Source organism: Bradyrhizobium sp. LTSP849, assembly GCF_000938255.1.
Lineage (GTDB): Bacteria > Pseudomonadota > Alphaproteobacteria > Rhizobiales > Xanthobacteraceae > Bradyrhizobium.
This window is the reverse complement of the sequence record NZ_JYMR01000023.1, coordinates 300521-318575: the sequence shown is the minus strand read 5'-3', so window position 1 is coordinate 318575 and position 18055 is coordinate 300521. Positions and strand designations below refer to the sequence as shown.

General features: G+C 63.0%; 18 protein-coding genes. 7 read left to right on the top strand and 11 right to left on the bottom strand.

Features of this window, described 5'->3' with window-relative positions; all coding sequences use genetic code 11:
- Positions 1 to 70: 70 nt before the first annotated feature.
- Both UB31_RS17305 and UB31_RS17300 read right to left on the bottom strand, forming a co-directional pair.
- Positions 71 to 1567 (bottom strand): MDR family MFS transporter, encoded by a 1497-nt coding sequence (locus tag UB31_RS17305; RefSeq protein ID WP_045011714.1) that lies wholly within the window; start codon positions 1565 to 1567, stop codon positions 71 to 73.
- Positions 1564 to 2631: an HlyD family secretion protein gene (locus UB31_RS17300; RefSeq protein WP_245306002.1), complete on the bottom strand. Its 1068-nt coding sequence runs from the start codon at positions 2629 to 2631 to the stop codon at positions 1564 to 1566. The genes UB31_RS17305 and UB31_RS17300 overlap by 4 nt, the downstream gene beginning before the upstream one ends.
- A gap of 218 nt (positions 2632 to 2849) precedes the next feature.
- Between UB31_RS17300 and UB31_RS17295 the strand changes: the two genes are divergently transcribed.
- Entirely contained in the window at positions 2850 to 3509 is a 660-nt protein-coding gene (locus UB31_RS17295; RefSeq protein ID WP_045011862.1) for a TetR/AcrR family transcriptional regulator, read from the top strand.
- A gap of 151 nt (positions 3510 to 3660) precedes the next feature.
- Here UB31_RS17295 and UB31_RS17290 read toward each other — a convergent pair whose 3' ends face one another.
- The 9 genes from UB31_RS17290 to UB31_RS17250 form a co-directional block, all read right to left on the bottom strand.
- Entirely contained in the window at positions 3661 to 3954 is a 294-nt protein-coding gene (locus tag UB31_RS17290; RefSeq protein WP_045011712.1) for a DUF1330 domain-containing protein, read from the bottom strand.
- A gap of 35 nt (positions 3955 to 3989) precedes the next feature.
- A complete protein-coding gene (locus tag UB31_RS17285) occupies positions 3990 to 4367 on the bottom strand; it encodes a hypothetical protein (RefSeq protein ID WP_245306001.1) in 378 nt (125 codons plus the stop codon).
- 162 nt (positions 4368 to 4529) lie between these two features.
- A complete protein-coding gene (msrA, locus tag UB31_RS17280) occupies positions 4530 to 5042 on the bottom strand; it encodes a peptide-methionine (S)-S-oxide reductase MsrA (protein WP_045011711.1) in 513 nt (170 codons plus the stop codon).
- Between the two features lie 37 nt (positions 5043 to 5079).
- A complete protein-coding gene (locus UB31_RS17275; protein ID WP_045011710.1) occupies positions 5080 to 5514 on the bottom strand; it encodes a cupin domain-containing protein in 435 nt (144 codons plus the stop codon).
- Positions 5515 to 5539: 25 nt separating this feature from the next.
- A complete protein-coding gene (locus tag UB31_RS17270) occupies positions 5540 to 5962 on the bottom strand; it encodes an OsmC family protein (protein WP_045011709.1) in 423 nt (140 codons plus the stop codon).
- 109 nt (positions 5963 to 6071) lie between these two features.
- Positions 6072 to 6920 carry an enoyl-CoA hydratase/isomerase family protein gene (locus UB31_RS17265; RefSeq protein WP_045011708.1) on the bottom strand — a complete coding sequence of 283 codons (849 nt, stop codon included), beginning with the start codon at positions 6918 to 6920 and terminating at the stop codon, positions 6072 to 6074.
- Positions 6921 to 6985: 65 nt separating this feature from the next.
- A complete protein-coding gene (locus UB31_RS17260) occupies positions 6986 to 8299 on the bottom strand; it encodes an epoxide hydrolase family protein (protein WP_045011707.1) in 1314 nt (437 codons plus the stop codon).
- A gap of 304 nt (positions 8300 to 8603) precedes the next feature.
- A complete protein-coding gene (locus tag UB31_RS17255; protein ID WP_045011706.1) occupies positions 8604 to 9293 on the bottom strand; it encodes a VOC family protein in 690 nt (229 codons plus the stop codon).
- A 131-nt stretch (positions 9294 to 9424) separates the two neighbouring features.
- On the bottom strand, positions 9425 to 10093 hold the full coding sequence (locus tag UB31_RS17250; RefSeq protein ID WP_045011860.1) for a sensor histidine kinase: 669 nt from the start codon (positions 10091 to 10093) through the stop codon (positions 9425 to 9427).
- Positions 10094 to 10422: 329 nt separating this feature from the next.
- Between UB31_RS17250 and UB31_RS17245 the strand changes: the two genes are divergently transcribed.
- The 6 genes from UB31_RS17245 to UB31_RS17220 all read left to right on the top strand — a co-directional run bounded on the left by UB31_RS17245 (position 10423) and on the right by UB31_RS17220 (position 18047).
- Positions 10423 to 13260: an ATP-binding protein gene (locus UB31_RS17245; protein ID WP_045011705.1), complete on the top strand. Its 2838-nt coding sequence runs from the start codon at positions 10423 to 10425 to the stop codon at positions 13258 to 13260.
- A 118-nt stretch (positions 13261 to 13378) separates the two neighbouring features.
- The gene (locus UB31_RS17240) at positions 13379 to 14086 is read left to right on the top strand and encodes a hypothetical protein (protein WP_045011704.1); all 708 of its coding nucleotides are present in this window, start codon (positions 13379 to 13381) and stop codon (positions 14084 to 14086) included.
- A gap of 200 nt (positions 14087 to 14286) precedes the next feature.
- The gene (locus UB31_RS17235; protein WP_045011703.1) at positions 14287 to 14985 is read left to right on the top strand and encodes a type 1 glutamine amidotransferase domain-containing protein; all 699 of its coding nucleotides are present in this window, start codon (positions 14287 to 14289) and stop codon (positions 14983 to 14985) included.
- A gap of 169 nt (positions 14986 to 15154) precedes the next feature.
- The gene (locus tag UB31_RS17230; RefSeq protein ID WP_045011702.1) at positions 15155 to 15994 is read left to right on the top strand and encodes an enoyl-CoA hydratase/isomerase family protein; all 840 of its coding nucleotides are present in this window, start codon (positions 15155 to 15157) and stop codon (positions 15992 to 15994) included.
- Positions 15995 to 16053: 59 nt separating this feature from the next.
- Positions 16054 to 17043: a heme-binding protein gene (locus UB31_RS43025; RefSeq protein WP_063775632.1), complete on the top strand. Its 990-nt coding sequence runs from the start codon at positions 16054 to 16056 to the stop codon at positions 17041 to 17043.
- A gap of 47 nt (positions 17044 to 17090) precedes the next feature.
- On the top strand, positions 17091 to 18047 hold the full coding sequence (locus UB31_RS17220; protein WP_045011701.1) for an alpha/beta fold hydrolase: 957 nt from the start codon (positions 17091 to 17093) through the stop codon (positions 18045 to 18047).
- Positions 18048 to 18055: the final 8 nt, after the last annotated feature.

Here is an 18055-nt window from a genome sequence, read left to right as displayed (position 1 = left end):
GGCTCCCGCACAAGTGGAAGACGAGGTGATCGAAATTGACGATGCGATGTCATTTCACGACTCCCCGGCGTTAACCGGCGGGACGCGGCTTACGGAGAAAAAACACGAGCGGGATCACCACGAGCATGGCGAACATCAGGATCTCGAACTGGTCGATGACCGCAACCGTGGCCGCCTGACGCGTGACCATGCCGTTGAGCGCGGCGAGGCCCGGCTTGCCGATCGAGCCCCCGAAATAAGCGGCGACACGATAGGGCGTCAGGTTCTTGGCGAGCGCGATGTGCACGGCTTGCGTGTTGGCATAGAAAAAGAGCTGAACCACCGCGATGCCGATGGTGCTGCCATAGAGGCGCGACAGATTGATCAGCGCGCTGCCTTCCGGCCGAAGCTTCGGATCGAGCGTGCCGAAAGCGGCTCTGGCGAGCGCAGGCAGCAACATGCCGATACCGGCCCCCTGGAGCAGACCGGCTTCGACCACCGGCCGCCAATCCATCGCCGGTGAATAGCCGAGCATCAGCCAATTGGCATAGACCACCAGCGCCATTCCGCCGATGAGGAACGGCCGATAGTCGATCTGAGTCGGAACCAGGCTCGTCAGCACCAGAGCTCCTACCAGCGCCACACCGCGCGGAATGGTCATGTAGCCGGTGGTGTCGACGGGGTAGTTGAGCAATTCCTCCAGCATGGGGGACGTCAACGCCAGGGTCGGCAGCAGGACGAAGCCCAGCGCGAAGGAGATGACGGTCGAGAGGATGAGATTGCGATCCCTGAACAGCGCGGTGCGGAGAAAATGCTCCCTTGTCGTCATGACATGGACGATGAAGAGATAGAAACCCAGAACCGACGCGGTTGCTTCGACCCAGATCTCCGTCGAGGCGAACCATTCGAGACGCTCGCCGCGGTCGAGCAGCATTTGCAGCCCGATCATGCCGACGGAGAAGGTCGTCAGGCCGAAGAAGTCGAAGGACTGGCTGCGCTCCGCCCGCTTCTCGCCCAGCAGTTGGGTCATCGTCAGGAAGATGAAGCCAGCCATCGGCAGGCTGACATAGAAGATCGATGGCCAGCCGTAATATTCACTGAGCCAGCCGCCAATGGCGGGGCCGCTACTGATGCCGAGCAGTGAGCACACGGTCCACGCCAGGCTCATGCGCGCATGTCGCGCCGGCGGCGTCACCTCGAGCAGGATCGCCAGCGAAAGCGGCGCAAGCGGCCCGCTCGCCAATCCCTGGAGGATTCGGGCCAGCACGAACTGGATGGACGTGGTCGCCAGCGTATTAAGGACCAGACCAAGCACGAAGATCGCGAGCGCGGCCTGATAGACCGCCTTCCGGCCGTAACGTCCCGCCAGCCATTGCGTGATCGACATGGTCACGGCGCTCGCGGCGATATACGAGGAAAACACCCAGCCGACCTCGTCATTAGCCATCGAGAGCGTCGCTTGAATGTGGGGCAGCGCCGCGTTCGGTATCGAAATGTTGACGGCTTGCATGTAGGTCGCCATGAGGGCAGCCACGGCGATCGCGCGATGACCGCCGGCCGCAGCGGGCGATGGGAGGGGCGTACTCATTTGCCCTCCACCGCGAGCGCGGGTTGGAGCAGATGCGGCCAGGTCCGGCGATAGCCGGTGTCGACCCGCGCCGTCACGCTGATGCCCGAGAACAATGGCCGGTTTGAATCGAGATCGTCGAGTTCGAGGCGCACCGGCAGGCGCTGCACGACCTTGACCCAGTTTCCGGTCGCATTCTCTGGCGGCAGGATAGAGAAGTCAGATCCTGTGCCAGGACTCATGCTGACGATATGCGCCCTGAATTTGCGATCCGGATAGGCGTCGACGTCGATCGTCGCCTCCTGACCCGGATGCATGTGGGTCAGGCCGGTCTCGCGGAAATTCGCCTCGATCCAGACGTGTCGGCTCGACAGCAGCGAGAACGTGGGCGCGCCGGCATTGACGAAGCCGCCGATCTGCAAGTCGTCGACCTTCGTCACGATACCGTCGTCGGGCGCCGTCACCGTGGCATAGGAGAGATCGAGCCGCGCACGGTCGAGCTGCGCCCTCGCCGCGCGAACCGTCGGATGGCGGTCGACGTCGATATCGGGATCGCCATTGAGCGCGACGATCGTGTTGGCGATCTGCTGTTCGATCGACGTCATGCGGTGGCGGGAGACCTTCATGTCGGTCTCGGCCCGCTCATAGACCGCGCGCGGCGTGAAGTCGGAGGCGACCAGCATCTTCTTGCGGTCGAACTCGCGCTCGTCGAAGGAAGCCGAGTCTTTAGCCGATTGCAGTTCCGCCTGCTGCTGACGATAGGTCGCCTTGAGCGAGTCGATCTGAAGGCGCGCACTGCCGAGCCGGGCCTCCGCCTGATCGACGGCAATCTGGTAGGGCTCCGGATCAATCCGAAACAGGACCTGCCCCTGCCGAACGCGCTCGTTGTCCCGCACGGCGATCTCAACCGCTTGACCGGAAACCCGAGCGTTGATGGTCACCTTGGCGGCGCGAACGAATGCGTCGTCGGTCGAGACGTATTGCTGCTGGGCGAGATACATGAAGGCGCCGAACACGGCGACCGCGGCCGGCAGCACGAGCATCAGGGGCCGGCGCAGCCGCCTGCCGAGCTCCGCTCTGGACAATTGCGCAGCCCCCTCGCTCCCTCGGAAACTGCGATCGCCCAACCAGCCGGCGATTGGCGCAAAGTTCAAACGCATCGAAAGCCCTCGCTCTATCCAATTTACTAACGTTCGTTACAAATATCGTACTCCGGGGCGGCGATCAAGGTGTGCGGCTATTGATTTTTATAACGATCTATACAAATATACGTGTGGAACATCGCAACCAGGATTTTGGCGATATGGCACGGCAGAAAAGCGAAACGGGCCCGGTCCGCCGCGGACGGCCGCCCGCCTATGACGCCGAGACGGCCCTCAAGCGGGCCACGGAGACGTTCTGGCGAACCGGCTACTCCGGCACATCCCTGGACAAGGTCGCGGCCGCGACCGGCATGAGTCCACCGAGCCTCTACGCGGTGTTCGGCAACAAGCACGCGCTCTATCTCGAAGCGCTCGCGCGCTATTGGGGGATAAGCCTTGCCGCGACGCGCGAGGCTCTTGCGGGGGACCATCCCCTGGACGAGGCGCTGATGCTTGCCTACGACGCGGCGCTGTCGATCTACTTCTCCGGCAAGGGAACCGCGCGCGGCTGCTTCGTGGTCGGAACCGCGGTGACCGAAGTCGCAGAAGATCCGGCGATCCGAAACAGCGTTGCAGCGGGATTGCGCGCGATCGATGCCGATTTCGAAGCGCGTTTTCGTCTCGCTCAGGACAGGGGTGAGTTGACGCCGGACGCCGATCCCGCTGCACTGGCGATCCTTGCCGCCGCGACGATGCAGACCATCGCCATTCGCGCGCGTGCCGGCGCACGCCGCGCCGAGCTGCGAGAGCTTGCCCAGAAGGCCGTGCGCGTGATCTGCGGATGCCGGCCGGAGCCGCGCCAGGGGACGACGCACGCCTGACATCGGCGACCCGACAGGCAGAGCCGAACGGCGGCTCCCTGCCAGCAGGTTACACATGTCCGCTCTCTTTCTCGTCTTGGCGCGGCCGTCTTCGAACCAAACACCATGCTTCGGGCAGCAATTGTTTCCCTGCCCGTGACCCTGCACTTACTCAATCCAGTCCTTCGACGATGCGGACGTCCCGCTCACATGCGTTCCCCAGCACCCGAAGCGCTTCGCGATAGGCGGGGCCCTCATGAACCGCGATGGCCTGTTCGACGCTGTCGAACTCGGTCACCGTGGCCCGCTGCGCGACGCCCTGCTCATAGGCTCTCACGGCATTGCCGCGAGCCAAGAAACGGCCGCCACCGGTGGTAATGGCGGGACCAGCAAGCTTCGCATAGGCCGCCACTGCAGCCGGATCGGAAATGGAGCGATAGAAGGTGATCCAATATCCCTTGGCCATGCCTGATCTCCGGAAGCGATAATGCGCCGGGGGCACTACGCCCGTGGATCGGTGGAGGTGTTGTCGTCCTTCTGCACCAGTCTTGCCGGCTCATCATACCCGGCACGGCTGCTGTAAAAGACCAGCGCCATCAACCCGAAGCCGACAGCAAGGGAAGCGATCACGCCAAGTACGAGGGCAACATAGCCCGAGGCTGGCACGTCTGTGCCGACTGCACTCGTCCAGCCCAGATAGGAAAGGACGATCGCGCCGACGAGCAATATGAGCAACGTGGCGAGGATCACCCAGGAACCTCCTCCTATCGATCTCATCAGCGCAATGATTGAATCAATTGTCGTGGTCCGCTTCTCGGGCGCGCTCAGCGCTTTGACGGCCTCGGGAACAGACTCGTAGAAGTTCATGCGCGGCTTCATCGACGTTCTCCCTTGTGAAATTCGTTGCCAATCTTCGCCGGTCGTTCGGAGACATAGGAAACATTCGCCATGATATCCTCCTCGTGACTTTCAAGCGTGACTTAGGGATCGCTGCCGTCGGGTAGACGATGCAGCGTCGGAGCTTCCGTGATGCTCTCGCGATTATTGGAGCGCGGTCGCGCGCCGCGGCAGCTTCCAATCGGGCCGGATGAAGTGGCAGGTGTAGCCGTCCGGATAGCGCTCGAGATAATCCTGATGCTCGGGCTCGGCTTCCCAGAAGTCACCAGCGGGCGCCACCTCGGTCACCACCTTGCCGGGCCACAGGCCCGATGCCTCGACGTCGGCAATGGTGTCCTCGGCGATCAGCTTCTGCTCATCGCTCGTCGTGAAGATCGCCGAGCGGTAGCTCGTGCCCCAATCATTGCCCTGACGGTTGAGCGTGGTGGGATCATGGATCTGGAAGAAGAACTCCAGCATGGTCCGGAAGCTGGTCTTCGCGGGATCAAAGACGATCTCGATCGCTTCGGCGTGGCCATCGTGATTGCGATAGGTCGCATTCTTCACCGCACCGCCGGTGTAGCCGACGCGGGTCGAGATCACGCCCGGTTGCCTACGGATGAGGTCTTGCATGCCCCAGAAACAGCCTCCAGCCAAAACTGCGCGCTCTGTCGTCATTCGATGCTCCATTCGTTCCGTCGAGATGTCCGAGGCCTCATTGCGTCGCTGCATGCAGACGCGGGTCGTCATGATCGTCGTGATACTCTAGGCCCAATGGGCCGATCGCGGAAACCTGGGTGACGTATTCGCCGGACTTCGCCCAGTGAAAATGCCAGGTCTCGCCGGGCAGGACGATGACGCTGCCCGGCGGATAGGCCTTGACCTTGTCGCCGTCAAAACTCTCGCCGAGCCCGATATAGAACACGCCCGACATGACCGTGTAGATCCGGTCCTCCGGATGCTTGTGCGGCATCAGCTTGGTGCCGCCGGGCACCTTCACCCGGACCACGTATGGTCCGGGTTCGGTGGGATGGCCGACCATGACGGCCAGCCGTGCGCCCGCCGGGAACGCGGGAAACGGCTGCCACGCAATGTCCTCGGGCAGGATCGCTCGGAACCTGTCTTCGTCTGGCTGATGTTGGCGGGGCATGGCGGCAGTCCTTGGGTGTGTTGAGCTAGGTCAGCTTGGCGTCCAGCGTGATCGCGGCGTTGAGCACCCTCGACACCGGACAGTTCTTCTCGGCCTCGCCGGCGATCTTGGCAAAACCTGCGTCGTCGAGGTTCGGCACCTTGGCACGCAAGGTCAGCGCGGACTTGCTGATCTTGAAGCCTTTGCCTTCCGGCTCGAGCGTGACCGCCGCTTCCGTCGAGAGCTCGTCCGGCGTGAAACCGGCGAGCTGAAGACCGAAAGCCAGCGCCATGGTAAAGCAGCCGGCATGGGCCGCCGCGATCAACTCCTCGGGATTGGTGCCCTTCTCGTTCTCGAAGCGGGTCTTGAACGAATATGGCGTCTCAGCGAGCACGCCGGATTCGCTTGAAATATGGCCGGTGCCATCGCGACCGGTACCCTTCCAGACTGCTTTTGCCTTGCGGATCATCTCAATTCTCCTTGTTTGATTTCAGTACCGGCGCTCCGTACCGGAGGAAGGCGACATTGGCACGACCGCCTGCCGCCATTCCAACCGGTCGAGCACCACAGCGGTTCCGTTAGCTCCCGATCTGTCCGACGTGGAAGCCCAGCCGGTTCTCGACGTCGCCAGCGCGGTGAAAACCGCGCGCCATAAGCGTCTTGATCCTGGCCTGGCTGGCGGGGCGGCTGAGCGAAGCCAAGAACGCGTCCCACTCCGGCTTGATTTCCACGTCCGGCGGCAGGCTTGCGACATCGACGAGACGCTTGGTCTCGGCAATCGCATCCTTGTCGAAGGACGCAATGCGCATCGCGAGCGCCTCGACGAAGCCATCGAGCTCGGCATCCGGCAACGACCGGTTGACGTAGCCGTAGCGCTCGGCGAGATCGCCGTGAATGTCGTCGGCACTCAGCAAAACTTCGAGCGCGCGGCCGCGGCCCATCAGCCGCGGCAGCCGCGCCATCGGCCCGCCGCCGGGCACGAGGCCCGCACCAACCTCCCATTGCGACAGGATCGCCTTCTCTCGGCTGGCGAAGCGCATATCGCTTGCGAGCGCGAGCTCACTGCCGACGCCGGTCGCACGGCCCCGGATCGAGGCGATCGATACAACCGGCGCGCGGCTCAGACGTACCAGCATATCGGGCAGCGCCTGGAGGCCGGTCGGCCCGGGTGGGATACTGACAGTGTCCTCCAGCGGCGCAAGGAAGTCGTAATGCGTAATGAAGAAGCCTTCGACGGCGCTATCGAACACCACGACCTTCACCTGCGGATCGGTCTCGATCGCGGTGACGATATCGTTGAGCAGCGGCAGATGCCTCGGACCGAAGATGTTGACCGGCGGCATGTCGAAGGTGACACGCCAATATGACGGCAGCCTCCGCTCGAGGCGGATATCTTCGGTGGTGAAGGTGCGTTCGGGGCGGTTCATGATTGAAATCCTGACATGTGTGCAAGAGCGGGACGCGCGCACTGGGACGCGCGTCCCTGCTGATTTCAGATCGACTGACGCAGCGGGCGGAACGCGGTCCGCATTTCGGAGCAGAACAGCGTGGGTTGCTCCCAGGCTGCGAAGTGCCCGCCCTTGTCGAGGCGGTTATAGTGCATCAGCTTGGGATAGGCCTTCTCGGCCCAGCTGCGCGGCGCCGCATAGATCTCGTCCGGAAAGACACTGACGGCGACCGGGATCTTGATGTGCTTGGGCTCGAAGAACGCCAGCTTGTTCTCCCAGTACAGCCGCGCCGACGACACCGCCGTGTTGGTGAGCCAGTAGAGCGTGATGTTGTCGATGACATCGTCCCGCGACAGTCCTTCCGTCTTGCCGTCGAACGCCCGCGCGATCATCGCGGTGCTGCGCGCGTCGTGATCGAGCATCCAGGACGCCAGGCCCGCCGGCGAATCCACCAACCCATAGAGCGTCTGCGGACGGTTCGACATCTCGATCGCATAGCCGAGGCCGTGCTTGTAGAAGTCATCGAGCTGGTCGTAGGCGGTGCGCTCGTCGGCCGAGAGGTTTGACGGCCGCGATCCGCCGGGCTGAAGCGCCTTGGCGATATCGTCGGGAACGGTGGCGGGCATGTTGGTATGGATGCCGAGCAGTTCCGGCGGCGCCAACAGCGCCAGTTGCTCTGTAATAGCGTTGCCCCAATCGCCGCCCTGGGCGACGTAGCGGTTGTAGCCGAGCCGTTTCATCAGCACGACCCAGGCGCGCGCAACACGTTGCGGATCCCAGCCGAGCTCGGTCGGCTTGCCGGAGAAGCCGTAACCGGGGAGCGAGGGAATCACGAGGTCGAAGGCGTCAGCAATCTTCGCGCCATGCGCGGTTGGATCGGTCAGTGGGCCGACGATCTTGATCTGTTCGATGATCGAGCCGGGCCAGCCATGCGTGACGATCATCGGCAGCGCGTTCTCGTGCTTGGAACGCACGTGGATGAAGTGGATGTCGACCCCGTCGATCTCGGTAACGAATTGCGGCAGCGCGTTGAGCCGCGCTTCCACCTTGCGCCAGTCATAGTCGCTCTGCCAGTAGCGCACGAGCTGCTGGACTGTCGTCAACTGCACGCCCTGCGACTGGTCGGCAACGATCTCGCGATCCGGCCACCGCGTCGCAGCAAGGCGACGGCGGAGGTCGAGCAGATCTTCTTCGGGCACATTGACGTGGAACGGGCGGATTGCGCCGCTTGCGGCAGCTTTCACCGGATGCGCCGGAAACAGGCTTGCCATGCTCGCGGCCACCGCGGTCATCGCGGCCTGGCTCAGCAGTTGACGGCGGTCGGGGTTCAGGATGTCGGCACGTGCTTGCGTAGTCATGTTGGTTCTCCCTGGCTTTGGTCGGCGACGCTGACCGAATTCGAAATTAACGCGTCGGTTCGTCATGCCGGGACATTGGCGCACGCATCGGCAATTTGCTCGTTATGGATTGTTAGACTGCGTTAGCCGTTGCGAGTCGTCGTGACACAGATGACAGCGATCGACGATCGCGATGCGCATGCAATACGGCGCGCGACGAACAATCATCGCGCGCCGTATCGGCTAACGTCAGGTGTGCAAGAGTTATGCGCGTGCCGCGCTCACAGATGCCCCGGTGCGATCGAACGAATCCACGTCAAGCAACTCAGGACGGCAGGGGCTGACCGGCCTGCTCGCGCACGATGTAGTCCGCGTACCAGGCCTGCCAATTTTCGTCATGCCCACCGGTGCGCTTCTCGTGCTCGCCATGCGCTGCCGCCGCGCGGCGCAACGCGCCGGCAAGCTCGCTCGCGGACGTGAACGTCGTATCGGTTGCATCGATGCGACCGGGCAGACGTGCCGTCACTTCCTGAAACAGCCAGCCATTGCCGTCGGGATCGCTGAACGAAGCAAACGAACCGTAGCTGCCGCGGTTCGGGTCAACACCACTGACCCGAACGCTACCGGACAGGTATGGCTCATCCGGTCCGGCGTGAACGTCGCCGCCCCCGTGGAACGGCTTGCTGACGTCAATGCCGCGCTCGAGCAGATCTTTCCGCGCCACCTCAAGGTCGGAGACGATCAGGTACAGTCCCCGCGCCGAACCCGGCGCTGCCGCCGTGACGTTCTTGCCGAAAATCACCGAACAGGCCGAGCCCGGCGGCGTGAACTGGATCACGCGCCATTCGCTGCCCGAGGCAAAATCGGCGTCCAAACGCCAGCCAAGGCGCGTGTAGAACGCCTTGGCGCGGTCGACATCGGACACCGGGATGACAACGACTTCGAGCTTCAGATCAACGCCACGCGATGCCAAAGGCTTGGCTGCGGCATCACGATCGCTTTGTGGTGTGGCCATGTCGAACTCCCTGATGTGAGGCGCGGGCTCGGGCCGATCCCGCTGTCTGCACAATCACCTTGGCCCAGACCGGGGAATATTGCTCGTTATGGGATGTTATGGCTCGTTAGCGATTGCGAGCAGAAGCATCTTCAAGCAGCGGCCGGCATCGCGATGGTCACCCGCGTGCCGCCCTGCCCGGCTTCGCCATGCAGTCGCGCGTGGATGCTGCGTGCGAGGCCTTCGAGAATGCGACTGCCGGTGCCCTGAAGCGGACCGGTGGCGCCGATCCCGTTGTCGGCCACGGTGCAGAGCCAGGCGCCATCGCGATGGGCCATTTCGACACGGATCAGTGCACCACTCTTGTTCGCGAAGGCATGCTTTGCCGCATTCGTAACCAGTTCCGTCAGCATCAGTGCGAGACGATGACACTGCGATGCCGGCAGCGTGCCGCTTTCTATCGCAGCCTCGCAGCGGATCCCCGCCGGCTCCAGCACCGCCCCGGAGAGCGCTTCGCACAGGTTTTCGAAGAAGGCCTCGACCGGGACCGTCGTCAGGTCGTCGTCGTCGGACAAGAGTTGATAAAGCCTGCCGAAAGCGACGATCCGCCGCTCGAACCGGTCCACTGCAACCGACACGTCCCGGGTACCGGCCCGCGTGAAATCGCGGCGGACTGACGCACCCAGCAGTGTCAGCGTGTTCTTCATCCGATGATGCGATTCCCGCAGCACGAGTTCCCAATCACGCGACTGAACGTCAAGACTGGCGATATACTGAGATTGAACGAAATCGTCGTTCGCCCTGGAGCCGATATCGGACATGTTAGCCTCCCCGCTGGACATAGGACCAAACTCGAAGGCTATAATGGATGCGTCGTGCGCGTTTTGCTCGTTAGACGTTGCAAGATTCTGTTATGATCGGCGGTATCACAACTTTGCGGCCGGAGTGCCATCTCGACGGTCAGGGCACACTGACAAGTTGTGCCGGTCGCTTCGTAGACTGCTCGCGTTTAAGCAAAATTTGTGACGGATAGTCCCTGTTCGACCGGCCGATTGCCGCGCGATTTCGCCACTTTCGGCCAGTTTACTGGCCACCTCGTTCTGCTAGATCAACGTACAGACATCAGCCCTCCCGCTGGGATCATTGGCGCGTGCCGGACACTAACGACCAGGATTCGGCCATTTCCTTCGGAGCCTTTCGGCTGTTCCCCAAGTCGCGGCTGCTGGAGAAGGATGGCGCGCCACTTCATCTCGGCGGCCGCGCGCTCGATATCCTCGTCTATCTCGTCGAGCGTGCCGGCGAGGTCATCGACAAGCGGGAATTGGTCAAACGGGTCTGGGCCGACGTGAATGTCGACGAAGGCAGCCTGCGCTTCCACATCACGTCCCTGCGCAAGGCCCTGGGTGATCCCAGCGAAGGTTCCCGTTATGTCGTCAATGTGCCTGGCCGCGGCTATTGTTTCGCGGCCCCCCTGCTCCGCGCCGCTCCTTTGGAGAACCGGCCCAGCGCGCCTGTCTCCTCGCTTCGCTCCCTGCCCGCCCCGCTCGCGAAGATGATCGGGCGAGACGACGCCGTCGAGAAGATTTCTGCCGAACTTTCCCTGCACCGCTTCGTCACCATCGTCGGCCCTGGCGGCATCGGCAAGACCTCGGTCGCACTCGCCTTGGCGCATGGTCAGCTTGCGGGCTTCGATGGCCAGGTCTGCTTCGTCGACTTCGGCGCACTGACAGACCCACGGCTCGTTCCCGGCACGATCGCCGCGGCACTCGGCCTGACCGTCAATTCGGACGACCCGACACCGGCGCTGCTGACGTTCCTGCGCAGCCGGCGGATGCTGCTGGTGTTCGACAGCTGCGAGCACATCCTCGACGAGCTCGCCCCGTTGGCGGAGCGCATCGTGCGGGAGGCCCCCGAGCTGCATATTCTCGCCACCAGCCGCGAGTCCTTTCGCACCGAAGGCGAGCGCGTGTACCGGCTGTTTCCCCTGGATTGTCCGCCGCACCGTGACGGACTCAGCATGGCCGACATCCTTGCCTATCCGGCGAGCCAGCTGTTCGTCGAGCGGATCGCCGAGAGCCTGAGCGAATTCGAACTCAGCGAAGAGGATGCCCCGCTCGTCGCCGATATCTGCCGACGCCTGGACGGCATTGCACTCGCAATCGAGCTTGCCGCCGGACGCGTCAATGCCTACGGGATCGCCGGAACCGCCTCGCTGCTCGACAGCCGGTTCTCGCTGCTATGGCGGGGGCGCCGCACCGCGATTCCCCGGCACCAGACGCTGAGCGCGGCGCTCAGCTGGAGTTACGACCTGCTGCCCGCAGCCGAGAGCACGACCTTGCGCGGTTTGTCGGTGTTCGTCGGGCCATTCACGCTGGAAGCTGCGCTCGCCGTCGCCTCATGTCAGGGCATCAGCGAGGCGGAGGCCGTCGAGGCGATCTCGAACCTGCTCTCGAAATCCCTGATCGCGACGTCGCCTGCGGAACGGCGATTGAGGTACCGCCTGCTCGACACGACCCGTGCCTTCGCGGGAAACAAGCTCATCGAGAGCGGCGAAGCGGCCCGCGCCGCGCGGGCCCACGCCGCGTATTTCCGCGACTTCCTGCACGACATTTCCATCAAATCCAATGGCATGCAGAGCTCGGGCGGATTCCTGCCCTATGCCGACCATCTGCCGAATGTGCGGGCCGCGTTGACCTGGACCTTCTCGGAAAACGGCGACCGCACCATCGGCGTGGATCTGGCGGCTGCGGCGGCGCAATTCTTCCTCGAGCTGACATTACTCACGGAATGCTATCGCTGGACCCAGCAGGCGCTCGCTTCTGCCGATGTGATCGATAGCCGCAAGGAAATGACATTGCAGGCAGCGCTCGGCGTCTCCGTGATGTTTACGCAGGGCAATACCGAAGGGGTCCGGTCCGCGTTCACGCGAAGCCTGCAACTGGCCGAGGAGCTGGACGACCTGCACTGGCAGCTATGGCTGCTGCGCGGATTGCACATCTACCTGACCCGGGTCGGAGATTTTCGCGGCGCGCTCGGGACCGGCGAACAGGGCGAAAGCGTCGCCCGGAAACTGAACGACCCGACCAGCACCCTCAACGTCGAGTGGATGCTGGGCGTGGCGCATCACTTGATCGGCAACCAGGACAAGGCCGTCCAGTTCTGCGAAAGCGCGATGGTCCAAAATCCGGGCTCGCAGCGGCTGAATATCGGGCATCTCGGCTATGACGACCGCATTGTCGCATTGGTCGCGCTGGCGCGCGGGCTCTGGCTCACCGGCAGGCCCGACCGCGCGATCGAGGCGGCCCGATATACCGTGCGGGAGGCCGAGCAGCTCGAGCAACCCCTGACGCTCGGCATTGCCCTGATCTGGACCATCTACGTGTTTTTGTGGATCGGCGACTGGGCCAGCGCAGAAAGCTTGATCGAGCGGCTGATCGACCACGCCGCGCGGCATTTCCTCGGCCCCTATCACGCGGTCGGCATCGGTCAGAAGGGCGAGCTTCTGCTCCGCCGCGGGGACGTCACCGGCGGCATCGATCATCTCCGGCGCAGCCAGGCCATCTTGTACGCGACGCGGCACCGGATCATGACGACAGTGTTTGCGACAGCGCTCGCGGAGGCTCTCGCGGCCCAGAACGAGCCCGATGACGCCTTGCGCACGATCGACGAGGCCATCGCCCAGATCGGCGATCACGGCGAATCCTTCGACATGCCGGAGATGCTCAGGGTCAAGGGGGACATTCTGGCCCAGTCCGGCAGAGCGGCGGAGGCCGAGGGCTATTTCCAGCAATCGCTCGTCTTATCGCGCCGGCAACGTGCGCTCGGCTGGCAGCTGCGGGGGGCCACGAGCCTTGCCCGCGTCTGGCAGCGGACCGGACGAAAGGGCGACGCGCAGACTCTGCTCGCGCCGCTCGTGGCACAATATCAGGAAGGCCTCTCGACCCGCGATCTGGTCGCAGCCAGAGGGCTCCTCGACGCCCTGAATTGAGAGCATCTTCAACGAGATATCGCGAAATCAAGCTCTCGCAACTCCTAACAACTTCTAACACGCCAAGCAGCACCCACCCGGCCATGGTGAAGGCAATTCATGGTGGATGCAGCGAGACATGGCCCTTCTTGACGATGCGATCGACGCCTGCGGGGGCCTGGCCCGCTGGAATAGCCTGAACCGGTTCACGCTGCATCTTTCCGTTGGCGGCACGCTGTTCTCCGATGCCGGACATGCCCGCGAATTCAAGGACGTGACTGCGGAAGGATCGACGCGGACACAATCGGTCCGTTTCACCGGCATCACCGGGGGCGAGCAGTCCGGCTCCTTTCAGCCGGACGCAATCACGATCGAAAGCCTGGACGGTCAGGTGTTGCAGACCTGGAGCAACCCGACCCTTGCCTTCCCCACCAACGGCGCGCATGCGCTGGCGGACGAACTGCATCTGGTCTTCTTCTGCGGCGTCGCGATCTGGAACTATCTCACGACCCCGTTCCTGCTCGCCCATCCCGACGTCGTGGTGGAGGAGCTGCCGCCGTGGCAGGAGCATACTGAGCCCTGGCGGCGTCTTCGCGCGCAGTTCCCGCCGAGCCTCATCTCCCTTGCGTCCGAGCAAATCTTCTATTTCGACGAGAACGCCTTGCAGAGGCGAACCGATCACGATCTCCTCGGGACGAAAGTCGCGCATTACTCGTGGGCTCATGAGAATTTTAGCGGCATCGTGGTGCCGACTCTTCGGCGCTCGCAGACGCTGCGGCCTGACGGAACCGTGATCGCGAAGCCCGTGCTGATCGACGTCGAGATCTTCGACGCCGTCTTCGAATAGCGGCGTTAGCCGGCGAGCAGCCTCGCCATAACCTCCACTCTCACCGTCTAACAATACATAACGAGCTAACAACCCGGCCCGGGTGCAGATTGCGTCTCACGAGCAGCGAACAACGTCACGAGCTCGAACAAGACTTACGCCGGCGCAGCTCCGCCACGACGGAGAGCGTCATTCAGCGAGCGCAATCACGGGAGACAGCTATGAAAGTATTGATGGTCATCACTTCGCACGACCAGTTGGGCAACACCGGACGCAAGACCGGTTTCTGGCTCGAAGAGCTGGCGGCACCCTATTTCGTCTTTAGGGATTCCGGGGCGGAGATCACGCTCGCCTCGCCGAAGGGCGGTCGTCCGCCGCTCGACCCCAAGAGCAACGAGCCCGATTCCCGCACCGATCTCACGCTCCGCTTCGAGAAGGATGCGGCTGCTGAAGCCCAGCTCGACAAGACCGTCCGCCTCGACAGCGTGCGCCAGGAAGATTTCGACACCGTCTTCTATCCCGGTGGCCACGGGCCGATGTGGGATCTCGCCGAGGACAAGGACTCGGTCAAGCTGATCGAATCGTTCCTCGCCGCCGGCAAGACAATCGCGGTCGTCTGCCATTCGACCGGTGCGCTGCGTCACGTCAAGACGCCCGACGGCAAGCCGCTGGTGCAAGGCAAGGAAGTCACCGGCTTCACCAACGGCGAGGAGGAAGACGTTGGCCTCACCAAGGTGGTGCCTTTCCTCGTCGAAGACGAGATGCTTAAGCTCGGCGCCGTCTTCTCGAAAACGGCAAACTGGGGCGTGCACGTCGTCAGCGCCGGCCAGCTCATCACCGGGCAGAATCCGCACTCGTCGGGTCCGGCCGCGCAGACGCTGCTCGCCGCCTTGGCCCAAAAGGCCAAATCGGCCGCGTAGGGACGGTCGATCGATCGATTTGCCCTGAGAGGTGCTCGTCGATGAGCACCTCTCCACCACAGCAAAGTTGAAGACTGCTGAAACTCCGTCGCCGATCGGCGCTCGGAGACCGATGACATGCGCGAGAATGAACCCGGCCGCTACGAAGGCCCGAGAGCTGGAGTCTCCAATGAACGCGACGACGAACACCGCAACGCAGATCAGGCTCACCCGCCCCACGGCTTCGTATTGGCGAGTGACCTTCGATAATCCGCCGCTGAACGTGATGGGCCCGCAATTGGTTCGCGAGCTTCGGGAGATCGTCACCACGATCGAATCCGACAAGGAGGTCAAGGTCATCGTCTTCGATAGCGCCGTCGAAGGCTTTTTCCTGAATCACAGTGATTTCTTCGTGGACTTCAAGGACCTGACGGATATGCCGCAAGGGCCGACGGGTTTGGAGGCGTGGCCGGACATCCTCGTTCGCATCACCCGCATGCCGGTCGTATCGATCGCCCTGATCCGCGGCCGCGCGACCGGAAACGGAAGCGAGATTGCGCTCGCCTGCGACATGAGCTTTGCGAGCCGCGAGAAAGCGCGCTTGTCACAATGGGAAGTCGGCGTTGGCCTGGTCGCCGGCGGAGGACCGATGGCGCGCCTGCCCGGCCTGATGGGCAGGCAGAGAGCCCTCGAAGTGCTCCTGAGTTCGGATGACATCGGCGCTGATCTCGCCGCGGCCTATGGCTATGTGAACAGGTCGCTGCCGGATGCGGAACTTGACGGCTTCGTTGATGCGCTGGCGAACCGCATCGCGTCCTTCGACAAATGGGCGATCGCGAACACCAAGCGTCTCGTCAATGCCGCGAGCCTGCCGCCGGACGTCGAGATCGCGGCCGGCTGGGAAACCTGCATGGCCTCGATCACGCGACCGGCTGCCCAGGACAGGATCAAAGCCTTCTTCGAACAGGGCTTCCATCGTCCCGGTGACGCCGAAGATCACATCGGATCCTATCTGCCGCGCCTCGGCTGACGCGCTCAAAAGCTATGCACGCCGAAATTCCACAACACCCGACAAAGAGGACACACGTCATGGACTTGCTTACATATACGAAGACGATCGCAGATCGCATTGAAGCACAGGCGGCACAAGCCAAGGTCCCGATGGCTGTTTGCATCATCGATATTCACGGCAACATCATTCTCAAGCATCGGATGAACGGCGCGCCAACCTTCTCGCTCGAGCTGTCGGAGCGAAAGGCCTACACGTCCGCGCTGGTCGGACTTCGTACGGCAGATCTGTCTCCATTGGTGCAGCCGGGACAGGCGCTGTTTCCGCTGATGGGTGTCGCCGGCGGACGGTTCTGCTCCATGGGCGGCGGTGCGCCGCTGAAAATCGACGGCCAGCTGGTTGCAGGCGTCGGCATCAGCGGCGGCACGGTCGATCAGGATGTCGAGATCCTTGAGGCGGGACTCCGCGAGCCGGCCGCCTCGGACACCGTCAAGATGAATATCGAGGTCATCGTCCTACCCGTCGCCGACGCCGATCGCGCCAAGCGCTTCTATGACGATCTGGGTTGGCGGCTCGATCTCGACTATTCGGGCGACGATTACCGCGTGATCCAGTTCACGCCGCCGGGCTCCGGGTGTTCGATCATCTTCGGCAAGAACGTGACGACGGCTTTGCCGGGCTCGGTGCAGGGACTCCACCTGATCGTTTCCGACATCATGACCGCGCGCAATGAGCTCGATCGCCGCGGTATCGCCGTGAGCGATGCTTTCCACGATAGCGGCGGCATCTTTCACCATGCCGGATCCGGCGCGCTCGCCGCAGGATCCAACCCGCAGCGCAAGAGCTATGCCTCCTACGCGACATTCAGCGATCCCGACGGGAATAGCTGGGTGTTCCAGGAGATCACCGCACGGTTGACCGGGCATATCGAGGACGGCGACGAGAGCTTTACGCCGGAACTGACGGACGTCGTCCGTCGCGCGGAAGCTGGCCAGCGTACTCGTGATGGGGCCGGCGAAAAAGTGAGCGGCGGCCTCAATCTCAATTCCATTATGGTGGCGGCCGGCTAACGCAGCTGTCCGCGGCCCATCTCTCCAAACACGAAAGGCGCGGCGCCATGAATATGCCAACCTTACTTACTCTCTCGGCAGCCATGGTGGGTATGGCGCTTCCTGCATCCGCCCAGGATCTGCAGTCCAGCAGACGTTCAATCAGCTATCACACGGTCGACATCCAGGGCCTCAAGATCTTCTACCGCGAGGCCGGGCCGGTCGATGCTCCGACCGTGCTGCTGCTTCACGGCTTTCCATCCTCGTCACGAATGTGGGAGCCGTTGCTGCCGCTCCTTGCAGACAAATATCATCTCATCGCGCCCGATTACCCCGGCTTCGGCAACAGCAGCGCACCGCCACCGTCGGACTTCAACTACACCTTCGACAATCTCGCCAACGTGATCGGTGAGCTCACGACAAAGCTCGGCCTCAACGACTACGTTCTGTTCATGCAGGACTATGGTGGACCCATCGGTTTCCGGATGGCGCTGTCCCATCCGGAACGGGTCCGGGCCATCATCATCCAGAACGCCGTGTCGCATGAACAGGGCCTCAGCCCGCTGTGGAGCGCGCGGAAGAAGTACTGGGCCGATCCGGCCCACGAGCTCGAGGCGCTCAAGGCCAACTTCACTTCTCTCGAGGCAACACGGCAGCGGCACCTCGGCGCAAGCCCCCATCCGGAGCGTTGCGATCCCGATACATGGACCGACGAATACGCGTTTCTGACACGTCCAGGCCAGCCGGAGATTCAGACCACGCTGTTTCTGGATTACCGCACCAACGTCGCCTCCTATCCGAAGTGGCAGGATTGGCTGCGCAAGACTCGACCGCCGACGCTGGTCGTCTGGGGCAAATACGATCCGTCCTTCACCGTCGCCGGCGCCACGGCCTATCGCGACGACGTGCCGGATGCCGAGGTCCATATCCTCGAAGCCGGCCATTTCGCGCTGGATGAAGCGACCGACGAAATCGCGCCGCTCGTCCGCGACTTCCTTGCACGCCTGGATGGGCACAAGGGCTAATTCGACAC